Raw genomic sequence first — 25,104 nt, 5'->3', positions numbered from 1 at the left:
TCTTGCGCACATGAGGCGCCCAGACATTGCGGGGTGGAGCAGTCTGGTAGCTCGCCGGGCTCATAACCCGGAGGTCGTAGGTTCAAATCCTGCCCCCGCGACCAAGAACTTGCAGCTCGGAAGCATAATTGCTTCCGAGCTTTTTCTTTATTGGTTTACTTTGCGGGTGAATTGCGGGTGAATCCTGTGGCAGTTTATTTTGTGAAGCATATAAACCATTGATAATCGCGGGCCGGGCGGCTTGACTTGTCGACCGATAAGCTCCAATTAGAAAGAGTTCCGGCGGTCCTTAGCTAAAATAGTGACGTCTGAATAACAACAAAGGAGTCGCTATATCAAGACCGTCTACGATGCCCTTGATCCTATCGTCAATGGGTCGGCAACGACCAAGGAGAAGGGCGACAAGTGCGAGGCGGCCTGCGTTTGCTATCTCAAGAACGACTCCTTCTACGCGCTGTTCTTTCCCGTGTCGGGACGATAGCCCGGGCACTCGAATGGGACGATTGTCCCGTCCACGACACCCAAGACAACGGAATCGACCTCATGGCCCAGACCGCCGAGGCGGGGGAATGGTGGGCGATTCAATGCAAGCGCTACGACGGCGGCGCCGTCTACATGGGGCGCGAGTGGCGCGAGGCGTGCGGGCCTGGGGTCAGGCGCTCGATGTCGAGGAGGGCCCGGAGCCCCGACAACGCGCGTGCCGAGGGGTTCTTCGGCACGCTCAAGTGCGACTTCTTCGAGGGCAGGGGCTGGACCGGCGTGCCGTTCGAGGAGTTCTCCCGGCCGCTCCTTTTGTTATAGCTGCCTATGTGGGCATTTGGCTCGCACTTGCGGTTTACGCGTTTGTTCTGTCGCGCCGCGCCAAGCGCACCGAGCGCGACCTCGGTGCGCTCAAGCAGGCCCTCGTCGCCCGCGAGGAAAAGCTCAAGCGCTAAAGGGGCCTACCCACCCTTGCCGGATTCGAACGTGGCAAGAACGGCTATGGAGTTGCCGTACTTCCCCTCATATAGTGGTGTCATCGAAGCTTCGCATGCACTTCGAACGGTTCCACGATAACGATAACGAGAAGGGGAAGCCGATGAAGAAGATTATCCTCTTGTGCAATTCCGGCATGTCTACGAGCCTCATGGTTCAGAAGATGAAGGATGCCGCCGCCGCCGAGGGCCTCGAGTGCGCCATTGCCGCTTACTCCACTGATAAGGCGGCAGAAGTCGCCTCGGATGCCGACTGCATTTTGCTGGGCCCTCAGATTCAGTTCCAAGCCGATGAAGTTCGCGCGGCATGCCCGGGCGTGCCGGTTGCCGTCATTGACATGGTGGCGTACGGCACGATGGATGGCAACGCTGCGCTTGCCCAGGCCAAATCCCTTATGGGTGAGAACTAGGAGGCGCGTCGCACATGGCATCCATGAACGGTATCATTGCCAAGATTTCTTCTTGGGGTAACGCTGTCAGCAAAAATACGATTCTCCAGGCGATTTCGTCGGGCATCATGTCGATGTTCCCCATCATCATCGTCGGATCGTTCGCAAGCTTGTTCTCGGGCATTCCCATTCCGGCTTATCAGGAGTTCCTTACAACGAGCGGCGTCAATGTGGCGCTTTCTGCCGTGGTGAACGCAACCACCAACATGCTCGGCCTGTTCTTCACCTACGGTGTTGCGCGCTCGTACGGTGAGAACATCGGGGTTAAGGCTCCTGCCGCCGGTGTGCTCGCCCTTGTTGTCTATGTTGCGCTGATGCCTACGTTGACTTCAGAAGATGGTGTGACGTCGCTTGCTTTTGACTATCTGGGCACTAAAGGCATGATCTTGGGCATCGTTATTGCGTTCCTTGCAACGAAGCTCTTCCACCTTATTGTTTCTAAGAACATTGTTATTAAGATGCCCACTGGCACGCCCGACTTTGTGTCCAACAGTTTCGTTTCGCTCATTCCCGCGTTTGCCATTGCGCTGTGCGCTATCGTGGTGCGCATGATCTTTGCGCTGACTCCCTGGGGCGACGCGTTCAGCTGTTTCTACGCTCTCATCCAGATGCCCATCCAGGGTCTGATTGGCGGCAACATCGCTTCCGTTGTTCTCATTAGCGTGATCATGTGCCTGCTGTGGTGCTTCGGCATTCATCCCGGCTTTATCACGAGCCTCATCGGCCCGCTCTTCATGATGCTCGATGGTGCCAACCAGGCCGCCTACGCTGCTGGCGAGGCTCTCCCCAACATCATCGGTATGAACTTCAATTACATTACGACTATCGCAATTGCCTACCCCGCCGTTCCCATTGCCATCCTTTTGGTCGCCCGTTCCGCTCAGCTGCGTACGGTCGGCAAGGTGGCGCTGGCGCCCGGTTTCTTTGGCATCAACGAGCCGATTATTTTCGGCCTCCCCATTGTGCTGAACCCCGTGGCTGCTATTCCGTTTATCGTGACGCCTCTTGTCAATGTCATTGGAATGTACGCACTGCAGTCCCTGGGTATTGTGGCAAAATGCGTCGGCATTCTGCCGTTCAACATCCCGGTGGTCATCACTGGCATGCTTTCCGGTGGTATCAGCATCGCCATCGCTGAGGTCGTGTTTCTCATCATCGATATCTTGATTTGGATTCCGTTTATCAAGGCGATGGACGCCCCCAGGCTCAAGGCGGAGCAGGAAGCACAGGTGGCATAGTAACAAGTCCCCTTCATATTGCCGCGTTTGTTTTGCGAGGTGGGCGGTGCTGCAGAAGCGCTGCCCACCTCGCTTTGTATACCGACGCCGCGTATTGCGCGGGCTCGATTCGTAGCGCCGTATGGATTGGACGGTGCGGACGACACCTCCACCACAAGGACGACGCCTCCCCACAAGAAGGGCCCCGGGCTGAATGCCCGGGGCCCTGTACTTGGCGTTGCCGATTATCTCTAGCCGGTTATGGCGCACAAGATTTACGCTGCGTTGACCTTCTTCTCCAGCTCATCGATACGGTTCTGCATGGCGTCGATCATGCGGTACAGGTCAACCAGCTCGCGTGCAAAAGCCTTGGTGACCTCGGTCGCCATGAGCTGATCCTCTGCATGAACTTGAATAAGCGATGCCGGGGCATTGACTCCCTGAGCTGCGGAGGAGATCATTTCCAGATGAACGTCGTGGCTTTCCAGAAAGTTTGCATCGCCATCTGCAATGAGGGCGGGAGACTTATCTGCTCGGCCATCTTTCGCGTGCTTGATGGCCTCCATGTAGGCGCTCTTTGCAGTGCCTGCCGTGCTGATGAGCTTAAAAACTTGCAGTTCTTCATCGGGAGTCATGGTGCAATATCCTTTCTGTTGTTGCGCGAGCGCAACAAGGCAGCGTTGCGCTCGCTTGTCCATGTGACATAAACAGCCGTGTGACTGATTGGCGAATTACAGGTTCGTACCATTCGATGCGATGACGTCGCGATACCAGAAGAATGACTTTTTAGGAATGCGCTCAAGCGTGCCAGCGCCCTCGTTGTCCCGGTCGGCATAGATGAAGCCGTAGCGCTTCTTCATCTCTCCCGTGCCGGCGGAGACGAGGTCGAGCGCGCTCCAGGGCGTGTACCCCATCAGGTCCACACCGTCCTCATCGACCGCGTCGATCATGGCAGCTATGTGCGCGCGAAGGTAGGCGATGCGATAGTCGTCATCAACGCGCCCATCTACCACCTCGTCTGCTGCGCCGAGGCCATTTTCTACCACAAAGAGCGGCTTTTGGTAGCGGTTGTAAAGCAGGCGGAGTGTCAGACGCAGGCCCATGGGGTCGAGCTGCCAACCCCAAGCGCTCGTTTCGAGGTAGGGGTTCTTCACGCCGCTCACCATGTTGCCGCCTGTCTTTTCGGCGTCGGCTTCGGTGCCGCTTTGCACCATCGATGAGTAGTAGCTAAAGCCAACGAAGTCTACCGTACCGGCGCGGAGAATCTCGTCATCTCCCGCCTCGCGCACAAGGGTAACCCCGCGTCGCCCCATGGCCTTGCATAAGAAGGAGGGGAGATGGCCGCGCACCTGCACATCCGCAAAGGCGAGCATATCGTTTTGGAAATCGTCTGCCGCCTTCGCGTCGAGCGGGTGGCAGGTTTTTGGATACACAATGCCCGCGAGTGTCATGCAACCGACCTTGAGGCCGGGATCGATCTCGTGCGCTCGGATGACCGCCTTAGCGCTTGCGACAAATTGGTGGTAGGCCGCCTGATAGATGGTGGGCCAATAGCCCTCGTCTCCCGGTCGCTTATTGATGCCGGTGGGCGACCACGGATTGTACTCGGCAACGTTGATCTCGTTGAAAGTGAGCCAATAGCGCACAGTATCGCCGAACTCCCGGAAGCATACATCACAGTACCTCGCGAAGAAGTCCACGAGACGCCTATCGCGCCAACCCCCGTACTTTCTCACGAGGCCAAGTGGCATCTCGTAATGCGAAAGCGTAACAACAGGTTCTATGTTGTAGCGCTTAAGCTCGGCAAATACGCTACGGTAGAAAGCGAGGCCGCGCTCGTTGGGCTCGATCTCGTCGCCTTCGGGGAAGATGCGGCTCCATGCGATGGAGAGGCGCAGGACCTTGAGTCCCATCTGGGCAAAGAGCGCTATGTCTTCCTTGTAGCGATGATAGAAATCCACGCCGTCGTGGCTCGGGTAGTAGACCCCTGCCTCAACGTCGGTCGTTATACGTCGTGGCGTATCGACCGCGCCGGCGGTCATCACATCGGCAACCGAGAGACCCTTGCCGTCTTCTTGATAGGCCCCCTCACATTGATTTGCCGCCAAAGCGGCTCCCCATAGAAAATCAGCTGGTAACGCCATGCGCACCCCTTCCTTCTAGCCGCACAGGGCGCGCATGAGGGTTTCGTAGTTGCCACCCTCTACGATGCAGCGTACCCGCTTCTCGTCGGTAAGAAGCCGTGCGGTCGTCTGATAGAATCGTTGGGTCTCGTCTGCGGTTGAGTCGCAGATCGACGTAAGGATGATGAGTTGGACGTCATTGGTTTTCCAACGGATGGGGCGCTTGAGAACACCCACGACCACGAGGTTCTCGTCGGGAAGCACCTCTACGGGATGAGGCAGAGCTGCCAGGTTACCAAAATCGGTGCTTCCATGTTTCTCACGCTCCAACACGGAGCCGAGGAAGTTGTCCGGTAGGGGTCGCACTTGTCGGACGAGTTCGCAGAGTTCGGCGAGCGCGTCGTCTCGACGCCGCGACGTGAGGCCCGTGAAAAAGAACTCTGGCCGGTAGAACCGGCGTAGATATGAGCTATCCCCCAGTTCAAGTCTACGACGTACGCGGTTCATATCGCGCGCCTCAAGGAAGCTGTTCACCTGCATGATGGGCTTGGGAACCGCTCGGTCAATGGGGACGGACGAGAAGATGTAGTCGAATGTATTGAGGTCGATGTCGTTGAGCTCAAAGACGCTGCAGACGGTGAGCTCGCTGATGTAATCGCCGAATGCTTCTTCAAACTGATAAGCAAAAAAGCGCGAGCTCGATTTACCCGTCGCACAAACCAGGAGCACACGGCTCTTATGAGGAATGCGTCGCTGCATGACGAGTCCCATTTGAAACATTATGGTGAAGTAGGCAATCTCGTGCTCGGATACGGGGCGTCCGTAGTGAGCAGCGAGTGGTAATGCCGCCTGCTGCGCCAGTGCGTGGGCGAAGGGGTAGGTGCGGCGTGTTTCTGCAAGCAGGGGGTTTGTGATTTCGATGCCATAGCGCATGCGTATATCAAATGCAATGAGATGGTTTCCCAGCATAAGGCGCAGACGCAAATTATCGCTGAAGTCGACGCCGTACATATCGTAGATGGCGTCGAGCATAGGGTCGATGAGACGCTGGATATCCTCCGAGATAACGAGGTTCCCATCGAGTCCGAATGCGTCGTGGCGCACGACACCGCCGGCAACGAAGGCAGCTATGAGCTGGACCTCGCCTTCGGTATCGTCAAGCGGGATGTCGTGTTCTTCCAGCTGTTCTATAACGACGTGCGCGCAATGTCGGTCATGCTCCGCGCCCTCCCAGGTGTTTCGCCCGGAGACGTCCTCTATGATGTGGCCACGGTGGCAGCGTGCGCTTGACACCACGAGATAGAGAATGAATGTTTCGAGGGCAGCCTCGGACATTACGACGTTTTCGGCAGCAAAGGTCTGCACGACAAGGTCTCCGATGATTGCCGCGGCTTGATCTTGTACGCTGCGGCAATCATCAAAACCGACCGTATGGAATCGCAAGCAGTGCATGATTGCCTTGCGGAAGGCAAATTCGTCTCCGATGGCTCTCATCCCGTATCCAGGGACACGCTCCACCGTGAGGCCGGAGCGTGTGAGGATAGACTCTGCATGGCGAATTTCCTGCGAGAGTGTCTTGGTAGAGACAAACAAGGCTTCCGACTCGTCCGCGAGCTTGAAGAACGATCCGCTTATGAAGCGCTCTACGAGATACATAAGACGCTCTTCGGCGGTTTCAGGCGTGTGGCGGGCAATGCGTTGTAGGCTACGCTGTCGCCAGGCATGGTAGCGCTCAGCGTCGTTAATCTCGAGGCGGTATCCGTGGCGTGGCTTGGAGACAAGCTCGGCGCCACTTTCTGCAAGATTCTGCCGGAGCGCCTTAAGGCGCGTGCGCGTCGTCTTCTCGCTCTTTTGAATATGTTGGGCAAGTTGTTCTGCCGTTACATAGTCGCTCTGCTCGATGAGCTCAAGAAGATTGAGGAGCTCCCTATCCATGTCGCCCCCTAGGGCATCGGGGCATTTCGCCGCATTCAGATATCGTTGATAGAAATACTATACGAGCGCTGCGCCTAGCAGCTCAATTGCCTCATTTACCGGATTGCGCGCGGAAAAAGCCGTCCTTGAGCGGACGGGGACGTCCTATACCATGGGTGGCAAACGGCAGAGTACAACCGATGGCGCAAAGTGAGTCTGTTCTCGCTGTGCGCGTAAAGGAGGCGCTTGGGATGAAGGTCATTTTTAGGGCAGACGATCTGGGCATGAGCGAGGGCATCAACTACGGTATCGCCAAAGCCATCTCTTGCGGACCGATTAAGAGCGTTGGGCTCATGCCCAACATGCCTGCTGCCTCCCACGGCTTCGACCTCGTTGCCGCAAGCGGTGTGAGCGTGGGGCAACATACAAACATCTGTCTTGGTAAGCCGGTTTCTGACCCCGCGTCCATTCCCTCGCTCGTGGATGAACACGGGGAGTTCTGTTCTAGCAGAACCATCAGGGCGCGCACGGAGGACGCCATCGTGCTCGAGGAAGCGGAGCGCGAAATACAGGCGCAGCTCGATCGGTTTCGTGCGCTGACCGGGCGCGACCCGGCGTACTTTGAGGGCCATGCCGTGTTCTCTCCGACGTTTTTTCAGGCACTTCAGAACGTCGCGGAGCGCAATGGGCTCTTCTATATCAACCCCATGGATCCGGTCTGGAGTGAGAAGTGGGGTGTGGTGTGTGCAAAACCCTATCACCTCGATGATCGAGGCCTGTACGATCCGCGCAAGTACTTGTTTGACGACGAGGCCGACATTGCGCGTCACGCCTGCAGCATGCTCGTATTCCACCCGGGGTACCTGGATCAATATGTGCTCGACCACTCGTCCTTTGCCTTGATTCGTCCCATGGAAACGGCGTTTCTGGTGAGTGAGGAGCTTGAGCAGTGGATCGAACAGAAACACGTGCAGTTGGTGAATTTTGAAAACTACTGCGAGGACTAGGATGTTACGCAAGTCGCAGCTAAGAGCGGGGGCGCCATCTGGCTTCGGACGCCCGTGCTGTAACGGTGGCGCACCATAGAGAAAGGATGAATATGAATAAACCCGACCACTTCCTCTGGGGCGTGTCGACGGCGGGCCACCAGACCGACGGCGGCGACGCGGCTGCCGACACCACCTTCTTGGAGCATGTGGAGCCGACGGTTTTTAAGGAGCCCGCGGGAGACGCCTGCCGTAGCTGGGAGCGTTGGGAGGACGACCTCAACTGTGTTGCTGAGATGGGGCTCAACGCGTATCGCTTTTCCGTTGAGTGGTGTCGCATCGAGCAGGAGGAGGGCGTCATCGACCAGGCGGCCCTTGATCACTACGACCGCCTGATGGATGGTTGCCTGGCGCGCGGTATTCAGCCGGTGCTCACGCTTTGCCACTTTACCTGTCCTCATTGGTTTGCCAAACGGGGTAGTTGGCTCGCGCCCGACGCTGTCGACCTCTTTGCGGCGCATGTGCGGCGCGTTATGGAGCTCGCCCGCGGCCGCGCCGCTGCGGTGGTGACACTTAACGAGCCCAACCTCAACCAGCTCCTCGCCAACGGTGCGATGCCTCCCGAGGCGTTTGCCTTCCAGCAGGTGGTGCTGCATGCCGCAGCGGCAAAGGCGGGCGTTGCGCATTACCGTGCGGGCAACGTGCAAGACATCGACGAGTTCGACGCTATGGACGAGGCTATGGCGCGCGCTCATCGCCGTGCTGTGGAGGTGGTGCGTGAGGTAGCGCCGGGTACCCCTGTGGGACTCTCGCTTTCAGTAGTGGACGACGACTGGGCCACACCCGCCGGCCGTGCAATTTGCGAGCGTAAGCGCGAACTCTGCTATGGCAAGTGGGTTGATGCCATTCAAGGGGATGACTTCATCGGCGTGCAGAACTACGAGCGCATGGTCTTTGGCGACGAAGGGCTCATCGCACCCGATCCTACCCAGCCCATCAACGGTATGGGCACGCAGGTGGAGCCCGGCTCGCTTGCGGGTGCAGTGCTCTACATCCACGAGCTCACGGGCCTTCCAGTCGTGGTTACAGAGCATGGCATCTCTACCGAGGACGATCATCTGCGCTGCGACTTCATCCGCGCATCGCTGCCCGCGCTTGCGGGGCTTGTGCGGCGCGGGCTGTCAGTGCTGGGGTACTTCCACTGGACGCTTATGGACAACTTTGAGTGGATTTCTGCTTTTGACAGTCGACTGGGGCTTTATGAGGTCGATCGTCGTGACGGTACGTACGACCGCATCGCAAAGCCAAGCGCGCGCGTGTACGCGGATGTGGTTCGCACGCTCAATGGGCGGATGTAGATACGTTCGCGCAAGGAGATGGGCACGCGGCGCCTATATCGGTGTCGCGAAGGAAAGGGGGGATGGCGTATGCAGGCGCTGCGCGTAAGTGATAACGGCAGGTATCTTGTGACGGAGGACGGCGCGCCCTTTACATGGATAGCCGACACCGCTTGGACGCTGCCACAGCGTATAAAAGCCGATGACGTGGAATACTATCTGCGTCGCCGTAAAGAGCAGGGCTTTACTGTGCTGCAGATGGTTGCCCTTGACCCCGAGCGCGATGTACTCATGCGCTCACCCGCGGGCGAGCCAGCACTTATCAACGGTGACCTCGAACATCCCAATGAGCGCTATTTTTCCTATCTTGATTGGGTGCTCGATCGTGCTGAACACTACGGCTTTCACGTGCTTCTGCTTCCTGTGTGGGGGCAGTTGGTGACAGGCGACAACTGGATGGGTGGCACGTTTGGTATAACGGTGACCGACGAGAACGCCTACGACTTTGGCAAGTGGATTGGCGCGCGGTATGCCTCACGAAAGAACATCGTGTGGTGTTTGGGCGGCGACCGGCAGCCGGTTCACCGCGGTGTTGATTACCGTTCGGTGTGGCGGCGTATGGCAGAGGGCCTTGCCGAGGGCGTCCTCGGCAGCCCGCTGCCCGCTGATGCGCCCCGCGAGGCGTGGCGCCGGTTGCCCCTTGCCTATCATCCAAGTTGTGAAGACCAAAATCACTGCTCGTCTTCTACCTATTGGGGCGATGACGAGCGATGGCTTGCGCTAACCATGCTGCAGTCGGGTCATGGCCCAGGCGTGTGCAGTTGGAAGCTTGTCGAGGCGGAGGATGAACAGCCTGGTTCCGCGCGTCCCGTTTGGGATGGCGAGCCTGCGTATGAGGACATGCCCACGAGTTGGCCGCCGACCGGTCCACGTCACGGGGCGTGGATGGTGCGACGCCGAGCGTACTGGTCGGTGCTCGCCGGGGCGTTTGGAGTTACCTATGGACACTGCTCGGTGTGGAGCTCCATTGCCGAGAAGGAACGAAATGATATGTTTCACGTGGATTGGTTTGAAGCGCTCGACGCCGAGGGAGCAAATCAGATGCGCTATCTGCGAGCCTTCCTCGATGAGTCTGGTGTTGTTGGCTCCCTTCCGTGTCCGCATGCCGTGGTTTCGCCTGAGACGGATGATTTGGCTGCGCATGTGCAGGTGAGTTGTGCGGAAGATGGCGCGCGCCTTTTCGCTTACTTGCCCAGCGGCGGCACCGCGCGCCTGCAGATGCCCGAGGGCTGGGTGACAGCATGGTGCTGGTGGTACAGCCCGCGCAACGGCGATATATGTGGTCCCGTGCCGGAGATTGTAGCCGACGGGTGCGCTACTGTGCGTGCCCCGAGCGCGGGAGAAGGCGAGGATTGGTTGCTCATGGCCGATGCGGAGCGCAGCGAGGCGCCAATATATCTCTGCTCGTACGGGGGGCCTGTGGAGGTTGGAAAACTTGATAAAGTGTTCGCGTGGTAAGACTGAATGTGGAGCAACCTTCACAACCTTGGGCAGCCGGCTTGCAATCGCGCAGGCGGGAGTGTAATAACTCTCTTGCGCACATGAGGCGCCCAGACATTGCGGGGTGGAGCAGTCTGGTAGCTCGCCGGGCTCATAACCCGGAGGTCGTAGGTTCAAATCCTGCCCCCGCGACCAAGACTTTTAGCAGCTCAGAGGCATTGTTCCTCTGGGCTGTTTTCTTTTTTTGGCTTTCAATCTTGGTCGAATTTTGGTCGAAATCAATTTTAAACAGCCTATTTTGAACAGGGCGCCTGCCTGAACCAGCCAGCACAGAAACAGAGGGTAGGGATTACGGGTTGTAGGATGCCGACGGACAAGCACCATGCTGCCTCAAATCCGCATGGAGCTTGGCCGGGGCCGTCTCTTTGCCTCAAGGCGGGCAGTAAACTCAGGCAATCGAGCCTCTTCGCATTTGTTCTCTGGGAACTGAGCGACACGCTCCTCGCAATTAATGTTGCCGTTATATGCGGAATATCAGAAGAGAGATCGCAGGGCGTAAGTCAGTGCATGAAGGGCTGCCCGTCGTTTTGATAATGACATAATTAAGCGGCAAACTAAAGCGATCGGAGCGACCATGATTCTTGATAGCCTGCGTAACAGCGCGTCTTTTAATGAAACCGACCGAGCTATTGCTACCTATCTGCTCAATCATACCGGCGACCTTAAGACCCTCACTATGGCAAAGCTCGCACAGGAGACTTATACTTCGAACGCGACTATCATCCGCTTTTGCAAGAAACTGGGCCTAAGCGGCTATCGAGAGTTGATCATGCAACTCATCCAGGAGATAAGCGGGGATTATCTTCTGGCTGCCACCGTTGATCGCAATCGTCCTTTTGACAGCACCGACTCAATTGAGGCCATCGAGGGTAACCTTGCGAATCTCTTGAAGGGCATCATAGATCAAACGAAAATCGAGCTCGATAGCGCCAAATTAAGCATAATCGCTAAGGCGGTTCTTAGCGCCCCACGAATTTACATCTTTGCCAAAGGGGAAAGCTACCTGGCGGGATGCATCTTTCGCAACAATCTTCTTAAGCTCGATCGTCATGTCACCATGGCGGACGACGGAGGCCTGCAGACGCTGCATGTTAAAAACGGCAAGCCCGGCGACCTGTTTTTATTCCTAAGCTACAGTGGCATTCACTATGACTATTCCAAATACGCTGCCACTCTTTCCGAGCGCGGAATCAAGCCGTGTCTAATTACGGCGTTTTCTGATTCGGTGCTCGCCAAGCAATGCGATACTGTCTTGCCCATTCCAAAATCAGAACGCGTGATTGGAAAGGTGGCAAATTACTCTTCTTTGATCTCGCTCACGTATACGCTTCAGGTTATTTATTCGCTTATATTCAATCAGGACTATCAAGAGAACTATCGTGTAAAACACGAGGCCGATTCATTCATCTTCACGAGTTTTGCTGAGATCTAGGCATATAAAAGATGGCCCCAAGGCAATTGCCTTGGGGCCATCTTTTGTGCTTTTGGTATTTGGGCGGTTCCTCTACTTCAGCTCAGGCCAATAGCCCTTGTTCGCCTCGATCATGTCGTCCAAGACTTCCTTGGCCACGCGTGCTGAGGGAATCGTGCGATTGAGGGTGAAGGCTTCGAGTGCCTTCTGGTAGGAACCTTCGATAACGGCTTCGACCACAAGGCCTTCACAGGCATCCTGCTGTTCGATAAGGCCCTTATAGAAGCGGGGAATCTTCCCGACGCGAATCGGTTCGGCTCCTCGATCAGTGATGTACGCCGGAACCTCGACTGTCGCGTCGTCCGAGAGGTTCTCGATTGCACCATTGTTGGGCACGATCACCAGCTGGCGATGGCGCAGGTCTTTTGCCAGAGACTTGACGACATCGACAATGAACTTGCCATGCACGCCTACGTAGAACTGCGTGAGATCGACCTTTTCACCGCGCTTAAGCGCCGCAGATGCGTCGAAGATGCGCTTTTCGCGGCCGTTTACGACCTGCATGCCACGCGTGTTATTGATGTCCATGTACTCCACGCAGGCGTCGGGCAACAGGTAATACTGGTAATAGGTGTTGGGGAGGTAATCCTGGAATAGCGTAGAAATCGTTGCCGCATTCTTGAAGGTGTGGGCCCAATCTGGGTCCTTCACCAAGGCATCGTTGAGGCTTGCTTCGGAAATGTAACCGTACTTGCGCACGTGCTCTTTGAGCTTGTCCGTAACATCGATGCCCTTGCAGCGTACGTTGGTAAACCACCCAAAGTGATTGAGGCCAAAGTAGTCGACCTCAATGTCGTTGAGTTCGCACCCTAAAATCTCTGCCATGCGGGCTTCAATCTCCACCGGCATATCGCAGATGTCGAGAATGCGAGCGTTAGGACGCAGCTTGTGCATTGCCTTGGCTACGATGGCAGCGGGGTTGGAGTAGTTGACGATCCAGTAGTCCTTGCAGGCGTACTCCTCGCAGAAATCGACAAGCTCGCACATGGGGAAGATGGTTCTCATGCCATATGCCATGCCACCTGCTCCGCAGGTCTCTTGGCCGACTACGCCATGGCGCAGGCTGATTTGCTCATCCTGGATACGCATCTTGAGCCCGCCCACGCGCATCTGCGCCATAACAAAGTTCGCATCTGTAAATGCTTCTTTGGGGTCGACGGTTACATGCAGGGGAATCTCGGGAGCAAGGTCATCGATGACTGCTTTAACCACCACGGCGACCGTATCTTGGCGCTCCTCGTCGATGTCATAGAGCCAAAGCTCGCGAATCCCCAATTCATCCTTTTGGTCGATCAGGTCTTTGACGATGCCGGCGGTATAGGTGCTGCCGCCGCCGCAGATGACAATCTTGTATCCGTTCATGTTGTTCATGCCTTTCAAATCAAATTGAGCCGCAGATAATCTTGACCACTATCTGTATGAAGTAAGTAGCGATGTTGATAACCGCTGCCATGCCTGCAATGCTGCCTGCGTCCGTGTGCCTTCCTGAATGCCGGGTCCAAACCGCTGCGAGCAGACCAAGGAGCGGCCAGATAAAACCACATACGAATGCAGCCATGAGAGCGAGAAGACCCTTTGTCGACTTTTCTTTATACATGTTGAGCAAACGTTCGAACATGTCTTGGATTGAATGAAACGTCTTGGTTAACATGAGGTCTCCTCGCTTATCGCCTGTCGATTAGGCGATCGTTAATCTTCCAGATTAAGGATGGGACGCAGCAGGTCGTAGACGGAGTGCACGTTGGTTCCCACAACAATCTGGACATTGGTACCGTTCTTAAACAAGCCCTTGTCGATAGCCTTCTTGATGGTCTCTTCGTTGACCTTGCTGGGGTCTTTGACCTCGACACGGAGACGAGTCATGCAGCAGCCCATGGTGTTGATGTTGTCCTTGCCGCCAAGGCCGTTGATGATGTTCTGCACCATCTCCTGCTGTTTTGCGTCGACTTCCGGCGTTCCGGAGGACTCGAGAGCATTGTTGTCTCCGGAGACCTCTGCAGACCACTCTGCGGAACGGCCGGGCGTCATGAGGTTGAGTTTCTTGATTACCATCGCCAGAACGATGAACGAAACGGCGGCAAACACGATGCCCAAGACGATGTAAATCGGGAACTTGGTGACGCCCATTGGCAAAGGCAGGCCGAGCGTGAGCAGCTCGATGCCACCGTACATGTTAAGCAAGCGGACTCCCAGGACAAACAGGAGCATCTCGCCCAGTCCGTAGAACAGGCTGTAGGCAACCCAGAGAATCGGAGACGCGAACAGGATCATGAAGTCAAGCGGCTCGGTGATGCCGGAGAGCATGGCTGTGATGTAAATAGGCACCAGCATGGCTGCAACGGCTTTTCGATTCTCAGGACGGGAGGTTGCAATCATTGCGAGCACGGTGCCAAGGGTTACGAATTCCTTGCCAAAGCCGAACATGGCAAAGCGGACAGAGGGATCGACTGTGGTGAGGGACCCGTCGGCGATAAGAGGAAGCTCGGCATAGAAGATGTTTGCTGCGCCAGAAACGCTCTGGCCGGCGATGACCGCCGTGCCGCCAATCGCGGAGTAGTCAAACGGCATCCACATAAAGTGGTGCATGCCGAGAGGTACGAGGACGCGGTTCAGGAAGCCGTAAATGAAAACGCCCAGACCACCCGAGGCTGCGATGAATGAAGAAGCGTTGCTGATGGCGTTGGCGATAGGGGGCCACACGATAGTCGCTCCGATGCCGAAGACAATGCTCAGCGGAACCATCGCCAGAAGGGCCAGGCGGGGTCCGCCGTAAATCCGGATATACTCCGATACCTTTACGTCGATCAGTTTGTTATAGAGCCAACCGCAGAAGCATCCGATGAGTACGCCACCGAAGACGTTGACATCGGTAACTTGAAGACCCAGTACCGTTGCCTGGCCAGTGCCATACAGACCCATCGCGCCGGCTTTTGCCAGCTGATCGGTGAGCGTCAGGTAGGCGTTGTTGACATACAGGAACATGAGGTAACTAATAAGTCCAAACACTGCCGCGTTGGATTTTTGTTTCTTTGCGAAGCCTGCCGTTAGGCCGACTGCGAAAATCACCGGCAGGTTGCCGATCACCGCGGAGTTGGTTGCCGCGGAGAGCAGCGTGCCCAGATCCGCGACAACTCCGCTGCCGAGCGAGCATACCGTGGCGATGGCCAAAATGATGCCCGTTACCGAAAGGTACAAAATAGGGTCGACGATAACGCGGCCAAAGTTCTGGAAGGCCGTTTTGACTTTATCCATCTCTTCCCCTCTCCTAACTAATCTCGGGGGCTTGCCCCTTGGACAGAGGAGGCGCTCACATGCTTGCCGGCGTTGGATGTTGATGTCCACCTCTGTTTACTGGCTTCATGATAGTTAGCGTGTTCACAAAACATGCGGGACGGAACAAACGGTGCTTAAAACGAGCTCGGCTAGCCTTTTTCGCTGTTACCATCTTTCCATTTCGGCCAGCGGTATACATTTTTAGGCAAACGGCTTTGGGTGCGAGCGGCTAGCCGTGTCTTGATTTGCCAGGTCCGTCTCTATTCGCATTGGGCTTGCGTGAAGTTTGGATATTGAGGAGACGTTCCGACTCTTGCCGTCCGGGCATCCTGGATGAAAGGAGGAGGAGTCGGAAAAGGGGTGAAATGTCCGGAATTGCGGGGTTGGCCCACGCCCGGACTGCTGTGGCGCGGTCCTCGGTATGACGGCGGGGCGATGCCGTCGGCCTGCCCGCTTTTCCGCTCGGGCTTCTGCTCTCGGCTTCTGAAGCAAAATCTCGATCTGTAACAGGTAGGCCCGATTTGGGCGGCTAGATGTTACAGATTGAGACAAACCAGCAGCCGGCCTCCGTTTGTCTAAATCTGTAACACAAGGGACGGTTTTTGCCGAGTAACTGTTACAGATTTAGATGTTCTGGCAGACCGGGTTGGTTTATCTAAATCTGTAACAGGTAGGGGCAAAAAGTGGGTCTAGGTGTTACAGATTTAGATTGTTGAGGATGGGCTGAGGGGAATGTCTCGATCTGTAACAGGTGGAGCTGATTTGGGGCTCCAGGTGTTACAGATTGAGACAAACCAGCATGCCGGCCTCCGTTTGTCTTGATTTGTAACACGAGGAACGGCTTTTGCCGAGTAACTGTTACAGATCGAGACAAACCGGCAGCCGGCCCCGCCCCATCCACCTGCCGCCACCCGCTATCCGCCGATTTCCGTTGCGTCGCCGTGCTCCCATGCCATATCCTTTAGACAACTACGCGGCATCATCGCCGCCGCGCCTACAAGAGAGGAATGTTCATGACCACACCCGCGTCTAAGCTGCTTCAGCCCATCACGGTTGGCCCCCTTGAGCTCAAGAACCGCATTATGTTCCCGCCGCTGACCACCGGCTACGAGGAGCGCGACGGTTCCATTGGCGAGCGCAGCCTGGCTTTTTACGAGCGCCTGGCCCGTGGCGGCGTGAGCTACATCGTCATCGGCGACGTCGCTCCCGTTATGACCGCAAGCCCCACGCCCAAGCTGGCGACTGACGCTCAGATTCCCACGTTTAAGGCGCTGGCCGACGCCGTTCACAAGCACGGCGCCAAGGTCGCGCTGCAGCTGTTCCACCCCGAGTACGACGTGCCCGGTGTCGGCCGCATGGTCATGGGTTCCATGGCCGCCGCCAAGGCCGCGCAGGAGGCCAAGGCCGCCGGCGACGAGGAGACCTTTGCCGCCAAGATGGCCGAGTCCAACGAGATCCGCAAGCAGGCATATGCCAAGCTGCACCACGACATGCAGCACTTTGTGAACGAGGCGAGCGTAGAGCAGCTCACCCAGATCAAGGAGGCTATCGCCGCCTCGGCCGCCCGCGCGCAGCAGGCCGGGATCGACGCCATCGAGGTCCACGGCGACCGCCTAGTGGGTTCGCTGTGCTCGGCCATCCTCAACCAGCGCACCGACGAGTACGGTGGCTCGTTCGAGAACCGCGTTCGCTACGCGCTCGAGGTCGTCGCCGCCATTAAGGAGGCCGCGCCGCAGCTGATGGTGGAGTATAAGCTCCCAGTGATCATGGAGAACCCCGACGGCACGCCGCGCGGCAAGGGCGGCCTGCTGCCCGACGAGGCCTGCGAGTTTGCCAAGCTGCTCGAGGGCGCGGGCATCGACATGATCCAGGTTGCGCAGGCAAACCACACCGGCAACATGGGCGACACCATTCCGCCCATGGGCGCCATGCCCTACAACTGGACGCTGCCCGTGGCCGAGCGCGTCAAGGCCCTGGTCTCCGTGCCGGTGGCAACCGTCGGCCGCGTTGTCTCGGTCGAGGCGGGCGAGAAGATCCTGGAAGACGGTTCGGCCGACATCGTCGCGTACGGCCGCTCGCTCATGTGCGACCCCGACATTGCGCTCAAGGCCGCCACGGGTGAGCCCATCCGCGAGTGCCTCAACTGCAACAAGGGTTGCGTCGATGCGATTCAAAACCGCCAGTACATCTCGTGCGTGCTCAATGCCGAGAACGGCGACGAGGCGACCATCGCTATTAAGCCGGGCGAGGGCGACAAGAAGATTGCCGTGGTGGGCGGCGGTATTGCCGGCCTGGAGGCCGCGCGCGTGGCGGCCAAGCGCGGCTACGACGTGACCGTCTACGAGGCGAGCGATCATCTGGGCGGTCAGATTGTGCTGGCGGCCGCGCCCCCGCGCAAGGACGAGATCATGCGCTCGGTCGAGTACTACGAGAAGATTCTGCCCGGCCTGGGCGTGAAGGTCGAGCTCAACCATGCCGCTACCACTGAGGGCCTCAACGCCGCCGACGCCGCGATTGTGGCCGTGGGTGCGCACGACGTGGTCATCCCCGTTCCGGGCGCTGACTCGGAGAAGGTCGTCTCGAGCTGGGATGTGCTGGCCGGCAAGGCGGAGCTTACGGGCCGCGTCGCCGTTATCGGCGGCGGCCTGGTGGGCACCGAGACTGCCGAGTACCTGCTGCAGCACGGCTGCGAGGTGGCGATCGTGGAGATGCTCGACAAGATTGCCGCGGGCGAGTCCGAGACCATTCTGCCGCTGATTATGAGCGACTTTGCAGAGCACAACGTGGAGCAGCACGTTAAGACCCGCCTGACCGCCATTACCGACGAGGGCGTGGAGGCCGTGCGCACCACCGAGGATGGCGCCGAGGAGCCGGTGAAGATCGCCTGCGATTACGTGGTGATGGCCGTGGGCTCCAAGGCCAACGCGTTTGACCTGGATGGCGTGACGGTGCCCGTGACCTGCGTGGGCGACTGCTCGGGCGAGCGTACCGCCGATATTGCGAGCGCCATTCGCACGGCGTATCACGCGGCCAACGAGCTGTAGTTGAACATCGCGGCCAGGCGGGGCGGTAGCACGGATCCGCCTCGCCCGGCTGTGTCCCGTCGGGTGTCAACCGGTGCGGGGCCTGCAAGCGCAGCAGGCCCCGCCCTTTTTGTTTTGCTCCGGTGGATGGTAATGCGCGGTAATCATGAGGAGTAAGGACGTCTACTGCCTTGCCGATTACTCAAAATTATTGGGGGAGGGGTTAATAATCATATCCGCTATAGCAAAGGACATAAAGAGGTGTCAATTTTGTTGACAGGCGAATGACGATTGGCTGCGAGTCAGCTACCAGCGTAAATAATCGATAAAGAAATGTCGTAAATTGGTGCCAAATGCCCAGATAACGCCGCGTCTATTTTAATTAACTGCTTTGAGCAAACAGCAAAATGCTACTATCTAACATGCACGTAAGAAAGCAGATTAACGGTTAAGGCTAAGAAGTGGCAGGTATGTCGGAAGCAACAAGGACTCGCACGCATGCGCCCGAGGTTAGGCAGCGCGCCGTCGAGGTCCTCCAAGAGGGGGTCGGTCATCGCGCCCTCGCCGCGGAGCTCGGCATTCCCCAGGCCACGGCTCGTCAGTGGGCCCGCGCATATGCCGTGGGCGGTGCCGACGCCGTTCTCAACGCCGGTTCGCATCATCACACCTATTCGTACGAAGTTAAGCTCGCCGTGGTCAAGGACCGCTTGGAAAACGGCTTAACGGTTCGCGAGGCCATGATCAAGCACAAGATTCCTAGCGAGTCTTCGGTCAAGGCTTGGTGCCGTCAGTACCGCGAGAGCGGTGAGTCCGCACTGGTCGATAAGCCGCGCGGTCGCAAGCCGCGCGTTAAAAAGGCGGAATAGCAAACGGGATGGTGCACCCACAGGGGCGCATTTTTCTTGCCGCCCCTCTGCTCCAATGCGGGCGTGCCCTTACCCCGTACGCCTAAAACTCCCCAGTTGACCGAAAACCCGCCGCCGCTACTCCTCAATTGAGCTATAACGTTAAACAATTGCAGCGTTTTAGCATGGGGGAGTGATGGTATGACGCTACTGTATTTCCTTACCCTGTTTCCGCTGGTACCGGCGCTGGGCATGCTGCTCGCGCGCGGTGACCGCGCCCGCGATGCGGCGGGGCTCATAGGCTCCGGCATTATTATGGCGGTGACAGTTGTAGTCGCCGTCATGTTTTTTGGCACGGGTCCGCAGAGCTTTGAGGTTGCCCCCGGCACCTCGCATGTGCTCTCGATCATCAGTTCCGTTATCGACGTCATCCTGTGCGCTGTCATCCTGTACAACGCGTACAAATATAGGAACGCGCTCACCACGGTGCTCGGCATAGTCCAGCTGGTGGGCTCGCTCGCCTTTGCAGCCATGACGCTGCCCGCGGCCGAAGCCGTCACGGCAACGCCACTCTACCTGGACTACATGAGCGTGATCATGGTCCTCGCCGTCGGCATCGTTGGCAGTCTAATCTGCTTGTATGCCCTGGGCTACATGAAGGACTTCCAGGCCCATGACGAGCACGAGGCCGCGCTGCGCGGGCAGACCGCGCCCGACCGTCGCCCGCAGTTCCTGGCGCTCATGTTCCTGTTCCTCTCGGCCATGTTCGTCATCGTGACGAGCGACAACCTTGAGTGGCTGTTCTGCGGCTGGGAAATCACCACCGTGTGTTCGTTCCTTATGATTGGCTACACGCGTACGCCCGAGGCCATCAAGAACGCCTTTACCCAAATCATCCTCAACATGCTGGGCGGCATCGCGTTTTTGGCCGGACTTATGTATCTGCACGTTAACGGCATGCCGCTGACCATCTCGGGCATGATCGAGCTTTCCGGCACCGGAACCGCGCAGTCCGCGCTGCTGGTGATGCCGGTCATCCTGTTGTCGCTCGCCGCGCTCACCAAGGCCGCACAGATGCCGTTCCACACTTGGCTGTTGGGTGCCATGGTTGCACCCACTCCCACGAGCGCCCTGCTGCACTCGTCAACCATGGTCAAAGCCGGCGTGTTCCTGATGGTCAAGCTGAGCCCACTCTATGCCATCTACCCCGTGACCGGCTTTATGGTCACGAGTGTGGGTGCCATCACGTTTTTGCTCGCTGCACTCATGGCCATCTCGCAGAGCAACGCCAAACGCGTGCTCGCGTACTCCACCATTTCCAACTTGGGCCTCATCAGTGCCTGCTTGGGTGTCGGCGCGCCCGAGGCCGTATGGGCGGCCATCTTCCTGATCTTGTTCCACACGGTGGCCAAGTCGCTGCTGTTCCTGTGCGTGGGCACGGCCGAGCATCATATCGGCAGCCGCAATATCGAGGACATGGACGGCATGTTCAGCCGCATGCCGCACCTGACGCGTCTGATGATGCTGGGCATTATGGGCATGTTTGTGGCGCCGTTTGGCATGCTCGTGTCCAAGTGGGGCGCCCTGGTGGCGTTTGCGCAGACCGGCAACGTGCTCATGATCATGGTGCTTGCCTTTGGCTCGGCCGCGACGTTTTACTTCTGGGGCAAGTGGCTTGCCAAGCTTTCGGGCGTCGACCCCACGGCTCAAAACGTTGAGGTCAATGTCCATAAGACCGAATGGATGGCCCTCAACACCATCGCCGCGCTGCTGATTCTGTGCTGCGTGGCGTTTCCGGTTATCTCGAGCGGTCTGGTGTCGCCTTACTTGGCCATGGTGTTTGGCCGCGTGCCGTACGTTATTGGCAAGGACGCCATGTATCTGATGGTGGTTATCGTGGCTTTTATCGCCGTGGTGCTGCTGACGTCATTCCGCGTGAGCAACAAACCGCACGTCAACGTGTACCTTTCGGGCGTGGGAACCGACAAATATCGCCATTTCCGCGGCTCGATGGGACACGAGGTGAAGGCCGAAAAGCGCAATTGGTACTCGGAGGACGCCCTTGGCGAGAAGCGTATTGGCCCCGCGGGTAGCGTCGTATGCTGCAGCATTATCTTGTTTGCGCTGCTGTGTTGCGCATGGATTGGGCCCGAGCGGCTTGCCATGAGCGCGCCCTCGGTGCTGCGCGGCAAGTATTTCGAAGGTTCGGGCGTCGTGGGCATCTTTATTGGCACCGTGGCGTTTGCCTTGCTGGCGCCGCTTGCGGGCGGCTTGATCGACGGCATCGACCGCAAACTTTCGGCTCGCATGCAGGGCCGCGTGGGCCCGCGCCTGCTGCAGCCCTTCTACGACGTTGCCAAGCTGCTGCGCAAGGCCCCTGCCAGCGTAAACACCATGGACGATACCTATATGGCGTGCGCGCTCATCTTTACCGTCGTGGGCGGCGGCATCTTTGTGTCGGGCTCCAACACGCTGCTGTGCGCTTTTATGGTGACGCTCGCCGCGATCTTTGTGGTGCTGGCGTCCGCCTCGACGCAAAGCCCGTTTGCGCAGGTCGGCGCCGATCGCGAGCTGCTGCAGGTTATGAGCTACGAGCCCGCCGTTCTGCTGATGAGCGTGGGTCTGTATCTCGCCACCGATAGCTTCGATTCCATCGCCGTGACCGGGCAGTCGGCGCCCATCATCGTGTACAGTGCGCCCATTTTCCTGGCGCTGCTTGCGGTGCTCACCATCAAGCTACGCAAGTCGCCGTTTGACCTTTCGTACTCGCATCACGCGCATCAGGAGATTGTCCAGGGCGTCGCCACCGAGATGAGCGGCGGCACGCTGGCCAAGATGACCCTTATGCACTGGTGCGAGACCGTGCTGTTTTTGATGTGGGTGGGCATGTTCTTTGTTTGGGACAACCCGGTGAGCTGGGTCGTAGCCCTGGTCGTGATGGCCGCGACGTATTTTGTCGAGGTGCTGATCGACAACACCTTCGCACGCAGCACCTGGCGCAGCTGCTTTAAGCTCGGCTGGGGCGTGGCGCTGGTGTTTGGCCTGCTCAACCTTATGCCCATCCTCGTCGACGTGTTTATTTAGGAGGCGGCATCCATGGATCATAAAATGTCGCGCTCGCCGTGGGTTATTCATTACGACGGCTCGAGCTGCAACGGATGCGATATCGAGGTGCTGGCCTCGCTCACGCCGCTGTTCGATGCGGAGCGCTTTGGCGTGGTCAATACCGGCAACCCCAAGCATGCGGACATCTTTTTGGTGACGGGCTCGGTCAACGCTCAGAACTTGCCTGTCGTGCGCCAGATTTACAACCAGATGCTCGAGCCCAAGTGCGTGGTGGCCTGCGGTATCTGCGCGTGCTCGGGCGGCGTGTTCCGCGATGCCTACAACGTGATCGGCGGCGTGGACCGCGCGATTCCCGTGGACGTGTACGCGCCCGGATGCGCCATTCGCCCCGAGACCGTGATCGATGCCATCGTGGAGGCGTGCGGCATCTTGGACCAGAAGGAGGCCGTGATGCGCGCCGGCGGCGATCCGCTTACCGTGGGCGGTGCCGCTACCTGGGACGGTGGCGTTGAGCTGGGCGAGGACGGGTTTGTGGCTGCGGGGGCCGGGACTGACGGTGCCGGTGACGCGCCTGCCGGGAAGCCCGCCGCACCCGCTGCTGGCGACGCACCTGCTGAGACGCCCGTCGCTGCAAAGGAGGCCGAGTAATGCAAAAGGCTATCTATACCACCGTTGGGCTCGACGAGCTTCTGTCGCATGTCCAGGCGCTCAAGGGCGCCGGTGCCCGCTTTGTGCAGATGCACGCCGAGCGCTGTGTGGACGACGGATCGTATCGCCTGGTCTATACGTTTATCAACGTTCGTGCTGCTCAGGAGCATATTGCGCAGGACGGCAGCTATGCGATCGAGAACCTGGTGGTTGAGGGAATTGATCAGTACCAGGAGATTCCGTCCATCAGCTCGTACTATCCGGCGGTATTCCCGTTTGAAAACGAAGCGCACGACCTATTCGGTCTTGCCATCACCGATATGCAGATCGACTTTAAGGGCTTTTTCTACCAGGTCTCGACTGCCGAGCCCATGAGCGTTATCACGCCCGAGGTGAAGGCTGCGCGAGAGAAAGCCATGAAGGTCCGTGCCGCTGCCGAGGCCAAGGCGCGCAAGGCCGCGGCCGAGAAGGCCGCCGCTGCTGCGGCTGCTGCAGGGGAGGGCGCCGCGGGCGCTGGTGATGCCGCGGGCGCCGCCGTCGCTCGGCCCGCTGCGGCTGCCGGCTCCGATGCTCAGCATGACGAGGCCGCGGCCAAGGCCGCACTTAAAGCCGCCGAGATGGAGGCAAAGCTCGCCGCCATGGATCCCGAGAAAGCGGCCAAGGTCCGCGCAGCGCTTGCCGCCAAGGTCGTCCGCGACAAGCAGAAAAAGGAGGCGTAAGGTCCATGGCACATCGCTCCGTTATTCCGTTTGGCCCGCAGCACCCGGTGCTGCCCGAGCCGCTTCATCTGGACCTGGTGATCGAGGACGACCGCGTTCTCGAGGCAATTCCGCAGATCGGCTTTGTGCACCGCGGACTCGAGAAGCTCACCGAAAAGCGCGACATGCATCAGTTTGGCTACATCGCCGAGCGCATCTGCGGCATCTGCGCCGTGGGCCACAGTTACGGCTATGCCAGCGCCTGCGAGCGCATGCTCGGCATCGAGGTGCCCGGGCGCGTGCAGTATATCCGCACCATTTTGCACGAGCTTTCGCGCATTCACTCGCACCTGCTGTGGCTGGGCCTGCTCGCCGATGCCTTTGGCTTTGAGGCGCTGTTCTATCGTTCGTGGACCCTGCGCGAGCAGATTCTCAAGATCTTTGAGAGCACGTGCGGCGGCCGCGTGATTCTGTCGATCAATGAGATCGGCGGCCTTAAGCACGATATCGAGGACTCCGAGCTGGCGGGTATTGTCCAGACGCTCGATGCCATGCGTCCCGACTACGAGGCCCTGGTGCATACGTTTTTGGACGACGACAGCTGCGGCGAGCGCCTGCACGGCGTGGGCGTGATCAGCAAGAAGGACGCGCTGGAGCTTTCGATGGTCGGCCCGTTTGGGCGCGCCTCGGGCGTGGACTATGACGTGCGCATGTTTGGCGACGGCGCCTATGCGGATCTGGCTGCGTTTGAGCCAATTGTCGCTACCGATGGCGACTGCTATGCCCGCTGCCAGGTGCGTTGCGCCGAGGTCACGCAGGCTATGGACATCATCAAGGAGCTTGTGGGCAAGATTCCGCACGACGGTATCGGTGGGCGTACCAAGCTCACGCCGGCCGACGGCGCGCGCGGCGAGGTTGTGATTGAGCAGCCGCGTGGCGAGGCGTATTACTATGTGCGCGGCAACGGCACCAAGAACCTGGACCGTTTCCGCGTGCGCACGCCGACGTCGCAAAACCTGGCGGGTCTGACGCATGCGCTGCAGGGCGTGCTCATTGCCAACGTGCCCATGATTATCCTGACCATCGACCCCTGCATTAGCTGCACGGAAAGGTAGGCGCGGCATGAGTTTGCTGACATTTGCCAAGACGGCCTTGGGCTCTATGGTCAAGCAGCCGGTTACGGTGTGCTATCCGCAGGAGGGGCTGACGGCACCCGAGCGCTTGCGCGGGCATATCGTCAATGACATGGATGTGTGCATCTGCTGCGGCATGTGCGCGCGTCGCTGCCCGGCGGGCGCGCTTTCGGTCGATCGCAAGGGCGGCACCTGGTCGATTGACCCGTACGCCTGCGTGGTGTGCGGCGAGTGCATCGAAAGCTGCCCCAAGCACTGCCTGACTATGGACACCGCGCGCACTCCAGTCGCGGCGGACAAGACCCCCACGGTAGAAACCAAGCCGGAGTAGCGCTGGAATGGGGCTGGTATAGCGCTGGAATAGGGGCCGGCGGGGCAAAAATGCCC

The 25,104-nt window shown here is 58.4% G+C and carries 21 protein-coding genes and 2 tRNA genes; 17 read left to right on the top strand and 6 right to left on the bottom strand.

All coding sequences use genetic code 11. The annotated features are described in order from the left end of the window. Window positions 1–27 precede the first annotated feature (27 nt). The 5 genes from PMX72_RS08885 to PMX72_RS08865 all read left to right on the top strand — a co-directional run bounded on the left by PMX72_RS08885 (window position 28) and on the right by PMX72_RS08865 (window position 2,661). A tRNA-Met gene (locus tag PMX72_RS08885) sits at window positions 28–104 on the top strand. Between the two features lie 301 nt (window positions 105–405). Beyond that, window positions 406–801 (top strand): restriction endonuclease, encoded by a 396-nt coding sequence (locus tag PMX72_RS10325; RefSeq protein ID WP_416378029.1) that lies wholly within the window; start codon window positions 406–408, stop codon window positions 799–801. Between the two features lie 8 nt (window positions 802–809). Next, window positions 810–935, top strand: coding sequence for a hypothetical protein (locus tag PMX72_RS08875; RefSeq protein ID WP_233509096.1), 126 nt, complete (start codon window positions 810–812; stop codon window positions 933–935). 143 nt (window positions 936–1,078) lie between these two features. Next, window positions 1,079–1,384: a PTS sugar transporter subunit IIB gene (locus tag PMX72_RS08870; RefSeq protein ID WP_271729829.1), complete on the top strand. Its 306-nt coding sequence runs from the start codon at window positions 1,079–1,081 to the stop codon at window positions 1,382–1,384. 14 nt (window positions 1,385–1,398) lie between these two features. Then, complete coding sequence (locus tag PMX72_RS08865) at window positions 1,399–2,661, top strand: PTS sugar transporter subunit IIC (protein ID WP_271729832.1); 1,263 nt, start codon at window positions 1,399–1,401, stop codon at window positions 2,659–2,661. A gap of 254 nt (window positions 2,662–2,915) precedes the next feature. On the opposite strand, the gene PMX72_RS08860 is transcribed toward PMX72_RS08865, so the two are convergent. The 3 genes from PMX72_RS08860 to PMX72_RS08850 all read right to left on the bottom strand — a co-directional run bounded on the left by PMX72_RS08860 (window position 2,916) and on the right by PMX72_RS08850 (window position 6,698). After that, window positions 2,916–3,275 (bottom strand): PTS sugar transporter subunit IIA, encoded by a 360-nt coding sequence (locus tag PMX72_RS08860; protein ID WP_158566023.1) that lies wholly within the window; start codon window positions 3,273–3,275, stop codon window positions 2,916–2,918. Window positions 3,276–3,371: 96 nt separating this feature from the next. Beyond that, window positions 3,372–4,784, bottom strand: a complete 1,413-nt coding sequence (locus tag PMX72_RS08855; protein WP_271729834.1) for a family 1 glycosylhydrolase — start codon at window positions 4,782–4,784, stop codon at window positions 3,372–3,374. 15 nt (window positions 4,785–4,799) lie between these two features. Next, window positions 4,800–6,698: a BglG family transcription antiterminator gene (locus PMX72_RS08850; protein ID WP_271729836.1), complete on the bottom strand. Its 1,899-nt coding sequence runs from the start codon at window positions 6,696–6,698 to the stop codon at window positions 4,800–4,802. Window positions 6,699–6,928: 230 nt separating this feature from the next. Between PMX72_RS08850 and PMX72_RS08845 the strand changes: the two genes are divergently transcribed. The 5 genes from PMX72_RS08845 to PMX72_RS08825 all read left to right on the top strand — a co-directional run bounded on the left by PMX72_RS08845 (window position 6,929) and on the right by PMX72_RS08825 (window position 11,992). Further along, window positions 6,929–7,684: a ChbG/HpnK family deacetylase gene (locus PMX72_RS08845; protein ID WP_271729838.1), complete on the top strand. Its 756-nt coding sequence runs from the start codon at window positions 6,929–6,931 to the stop codon at window positions 7,682–7,684. Window positions 7,685–7,776: 92 nt separating this feature from the next. Next, window positions 7,777–9,021 carry a glycoside hydrolase family 1 protein gene (locus tag PMX72_RS08840; protein WP_199413456.1) on the top strand — a complete coding sequence of 415 codons (1,245 nt, stop codon included), beginning with the start codon at window positions 7,777–7,779 and terminating at the stop codon, window positions 9,019–9,021. A 69-nt stretch (window positions 9,022–9,090) separates the two neighbouring features. Further along, window positions 9,091–10,518: a glycoside hydrolase family 140 protein gene (locus PMX72_RS08835; protein ID WP_271729840.1), complete on the top strand. Its 1,428-nt coding sequence runs from the start codon at window positions 9,091–9,093 to the stop codon at window positions 10,516–10,518. A 100-nt stretch (window positions 10,519–10,618) separates the two neighbouring features. Continuing rightward, a tRNA-Met gene (locus PMX72_RS08830) sits at window positions 10,619–10,695 on the top strand. 439 nt (window positions 10,696–11,134) lie between these two features. Next, entirely contained in the window at window positions 11,135–11,992 is an 858-nt protein-coding gene (locus PMX72_RS08825; protein WP_271729841.1) for a MurR/RpiR family transcriptional regulator, read from the top strand. A 72-nt stretch (window positions 11,993–12,064) separates the two neighbouring features. On the opposite strand, the gene PMX72_RS08820 is transcribed toward PMX72_RS08825, so the two are convergent. The 3 genes from PMX72_RS08820 to PMX72_RS08810 are packed head-to-tail and all read right to left on the bottom strand — an operon-like array spanning window position 12,065 to window position 15,283. Then, window positions 12,065–13,393, bottom strand: coding sequence for a 6-phospho-alpha-glucosidase (locus tag PMX72_RS08820; RefSeq protein ID WP_271746205.1), 1,329 nt, complete (start codon window positions 13,391–13,393; stop codon window positions 12,065–12,067). A 19-nt stretch (window positions 13,394–13,412) separates the two neighbouring features. Continuing rightward, window positions 13,413–13,682, bottom strand: a complete 270-nt coding sequence (locus tag PMX72_RS08815) for a hypothetical protein (RefSeq protein WP_117634623.1) — start codon at window positions 13,680–13,682, stop codon at window positions 13,413–13,415. Between the two features lie 38 nt (window positions 13,683–13,720). Further along, complete coding sequence (locus tag PMX72_RS08810) at window positions 13,721–15,283, bottom strand: PTS transporter subunit EIIC (protein ID WP_117655723.1); 1,563 nt, start codon at window positions 15,281–15,283, stop codon at window positions 13,721–13,723. Between the two features lie 1,034 nt (window positions 15,284–16,317). Here PMX72_RS08810 and bilR point away from each other — a divergent pair. The 7 genes from bilR to PMX72_RS08775 all read left to right on the top strand — a co-directional run bounded on the left by bilR (window position 16,318) and on the right by PMX72_RS08775 (window position 25,048). Then, complete coding sequence (gene bilR, locus PMX72_RS08805; protein ID WP_271729639.1) at window positions 16,318–18,348, top strand: bilirubin reductase, long form; 2,031 nt, start codon at window positions 16,318–16,320, stop codon at window positions 18,346–18,348. A gap of 449 nt (window positions 18,349–18,797) precedes the next feature. Next, the gene (locus tag PMX72_RS08800; protein ID WP_117564058.1) at window positions 18,798–19,193 is read left to right on the top strand and encodes a helix-turn-helix domain-containing protein; all 396 of its coding nucleotides are present in this window, start codon (window positions 18,798–18,800) and stop codon (window positions 19,191–19,193) included. Between the two features lie 180 nt (window positions 19,194–19,373). Then, on the top strand, window positions 19,374–22,256 hold the full coding sequence (locus tag PMX72_RS08795; RefSeq protein WP_118256312.1) for a proton-conducting transporter transmembrane domain-containing protein: 2,883 nt from the start codon (window positions 19,374–19,376) through the stop codon (window positions 22,254–22,256). A gap of 12 nt (window positions 22,257–22,268) precedes the next feature. Then, window positions 22,269–22,886: an NADH-quinone oxidoreductase subunit B family protein gene (locus PMX72_RS08790; RefSeq protein WP_271729638.1), complete on the top strand. Its 618-nt coding sequence runs from the start codon at window positions 22,269–22,271 to the stop codon at window positions 22,884–22,886. Beyond that, window positions 22,886–23,605 carry an NADH-quinone oxidoreductase subunit C gene (locus PMX72_RS08785; RefSeq protein ID WP_271729637.1) on the top strand — a complete coding sequence of 240 codons (720 nt, stop codon included), beginning with the start codon at window positions 22,886–22,888 and terminating at the stop codon, window positions 23,603–23,605. Before PMX72_RS08790 ends, PMX72_RS08785 begins: the two co-directional genes overlap by 1 nt. A 5-nt stretch (window positions 23,606–23,610) precedes the next feature. Continuing rightward, complete coding sequence (locus tag PMX72_RS08780; RefSeq protein ID WP_271729636.1) at window positions 23,611–24,699, top strand: hydrogenase large subunit; 1,089 nt, start codon at window positions 23,611–23,613, stop codon at window positions 24,697–24,699. A 7-nt stretch (window positions 24,700–24,706) separates the two neighbouring features. Continuing rightward, window positions 24,707–25,048 carry a 4Fe-4S dicluster domain-containing protein gene (locus PMX72_RS08775; RefSeq protein WP_271729635.1) on the top strand — a complete coding sequence of 114 codons (342 nt, stop codon included), beginning with the start codon at window positions 24,707–24,709 and terminating at the stop codon, window positions 25,046–25,048. The last annotated feature ends 56 nt before the right edge of the window (window positions 25,049–25,104 follow it).

Source organism: Collinsella aerofaciens (assembly GCF_028207065.1).
GTDB classification, from domain to species: Bacteria; Actinomycetota; Coriobacteriia; order Coriobacteriales; family Coriobacteriaceae; genus Collinsella; species Collinsella aerofaciens_AR.
This window is presented reverse-complemented; position numbering and strand designations above follow the sequence as displayed.

What these genes read in the sequence shown, in the direction of transcription:
- PMX72_RS08775 (WP_271729635.1), top strand. Translation starts at nt 24,707, where the DNA reads ATGAGTTTGCTGACATTTGCCAAGACGGCCTTGGGCTCTATGGTCAAG.
- PMX72_RS08865 (WP_271729832.1), top strand. Translation starts at nt 1,399, where the DNA reads ATGGCATCCATGAACGGTATCATTGCCAAGATTTCTTCTTGGGGTAAC.
- PMX72_RS08845 (WP_271729838.1), top strand. Translation starts at nt 6,929, where the DNA reads ATGAAGGTCATTTTTAGGGCAGACGATCTGGGCATGAGCGAGGGCATC.
- PMX72_RS08790 (WP_271729638.1), top strand. Translation starts at nt 22,269, where the DNA reads ATGGATCATAAAATGTCGCGCTCGCCGTGGGTTATTCATTACGACGGC.
- bilR (WP_271729639.1), top strand. Translation starts at nt 16,318, where the DNA reads ATGACCACACCCGCGTCTAAGCTGCTTCAGCCCATCACGGTTGGCCCC.
- PMX72_RS08800 (WP_117564058.1), top strand. Translation starts at nt 18,798, where the DNA reads ATGTCGGAAGCAACAAGGACTCGCACGCATGCGCCCGAGGTTAGGCAG.
- PMX72_RS08810 (WP_117655723.1), bottom strand. Translation starts at nt 15,283, where the DNA reads ATGGATAAAGTCAAAACGGCCTTCCAGAACTTTGGCCGCGTTATCGTC.
- PMX72_RS08795 (WP_118256312.1), top strand. Translation starts at nt 19,374, where the DNA reads ATGACGCTACTGTATTTCCTTACCCTGTTTCCGCTGGTACCGGCGCTG.
- PMX72_RS08855 (WP_271729834.1), bottom strand. Translation starts at nt 4,784, where the DNA reads ATGGCGTTACCAGCTGATTTTCTATGGGGAGCCGCTTTGGCGGCAAAT.
- PMX72_RS08815 (WP_117634623.1), bottom strand. Translation starts at nt 13,682, where the DNA reads ATGTTAACCAAGACGTTTCATTCAATCCAAGACATGTTCGAACGTTTG.
- PMX72_RS08835 (WP_271729840.1), top strand. Translation starts at nt 9,091, where the DNA reads ATGCAGGCGCTGCGCGTAAGTGATAACGGCAGGTATCTTGTGACGGAG.
- PMX72_RS08780 (WP_271729636.1), top strand. Translation starts at nt 23,611, where the DNA reads ATGGCACATCGCTCCGTTATTCCGTTTGGCCCGCAGCACCCGGTGCTG.
- PMX72_RS08840 (WP_199413456.1), top strand. Translation starts at nt 7,777, where the DNA reads ATGAATAAACCCGACCACTTCCTCTGGGGCGTGTCGACGGCGGGCCAC.
- PMX72_RS08825 (WP_271729841.1), top strand. Translation starts at nt 11,135, where the DNA reads ATGATTCTTGATAGCCTGCGTAACAGCGCGTCTTTTAATGAAACCGAC.
- PMX72_RS08850 (WP_271729836.1), bottom strand. Translation starts at nt 6,698, where the DNA reads ATGGATAGGGAGCTCCTCAATCTTCTTGAGCTCATCGAGCAGAGCGAC.
- PMX72_RS08870 (WP_271729829.1), top strand. Translation starts at nt 1,079, where the DNA reads ATGAAGAAGATTATCCTCTTGTGCAATTCCGGCATGTCTACGAGCCTC.
- PMX72_RS08860 (WP_158566023.1), bottom strand. Translation starts at nt 3,275, where the DNA reads ATGACTCCCGATGAAGAACTGCAAGTTTTTAAGCTCATCAGCACGGCA.
- PMX72_RS08785 (WP_271729637.1), top strand. Translation starts at nt 22,886, where the DNA reads ATGCAAAAGGCTATCTATACCACCGTTGGGCTCGACGAGCTTCTGTCG.
- PMX72_RS08820 (WP_271746205.1), bottom strand. Translation starts at nt 13,393, where the DNA reads ATGAACGGATACAAGATTGTCATCTGCGGCGGCGGCAGCACCTATACC.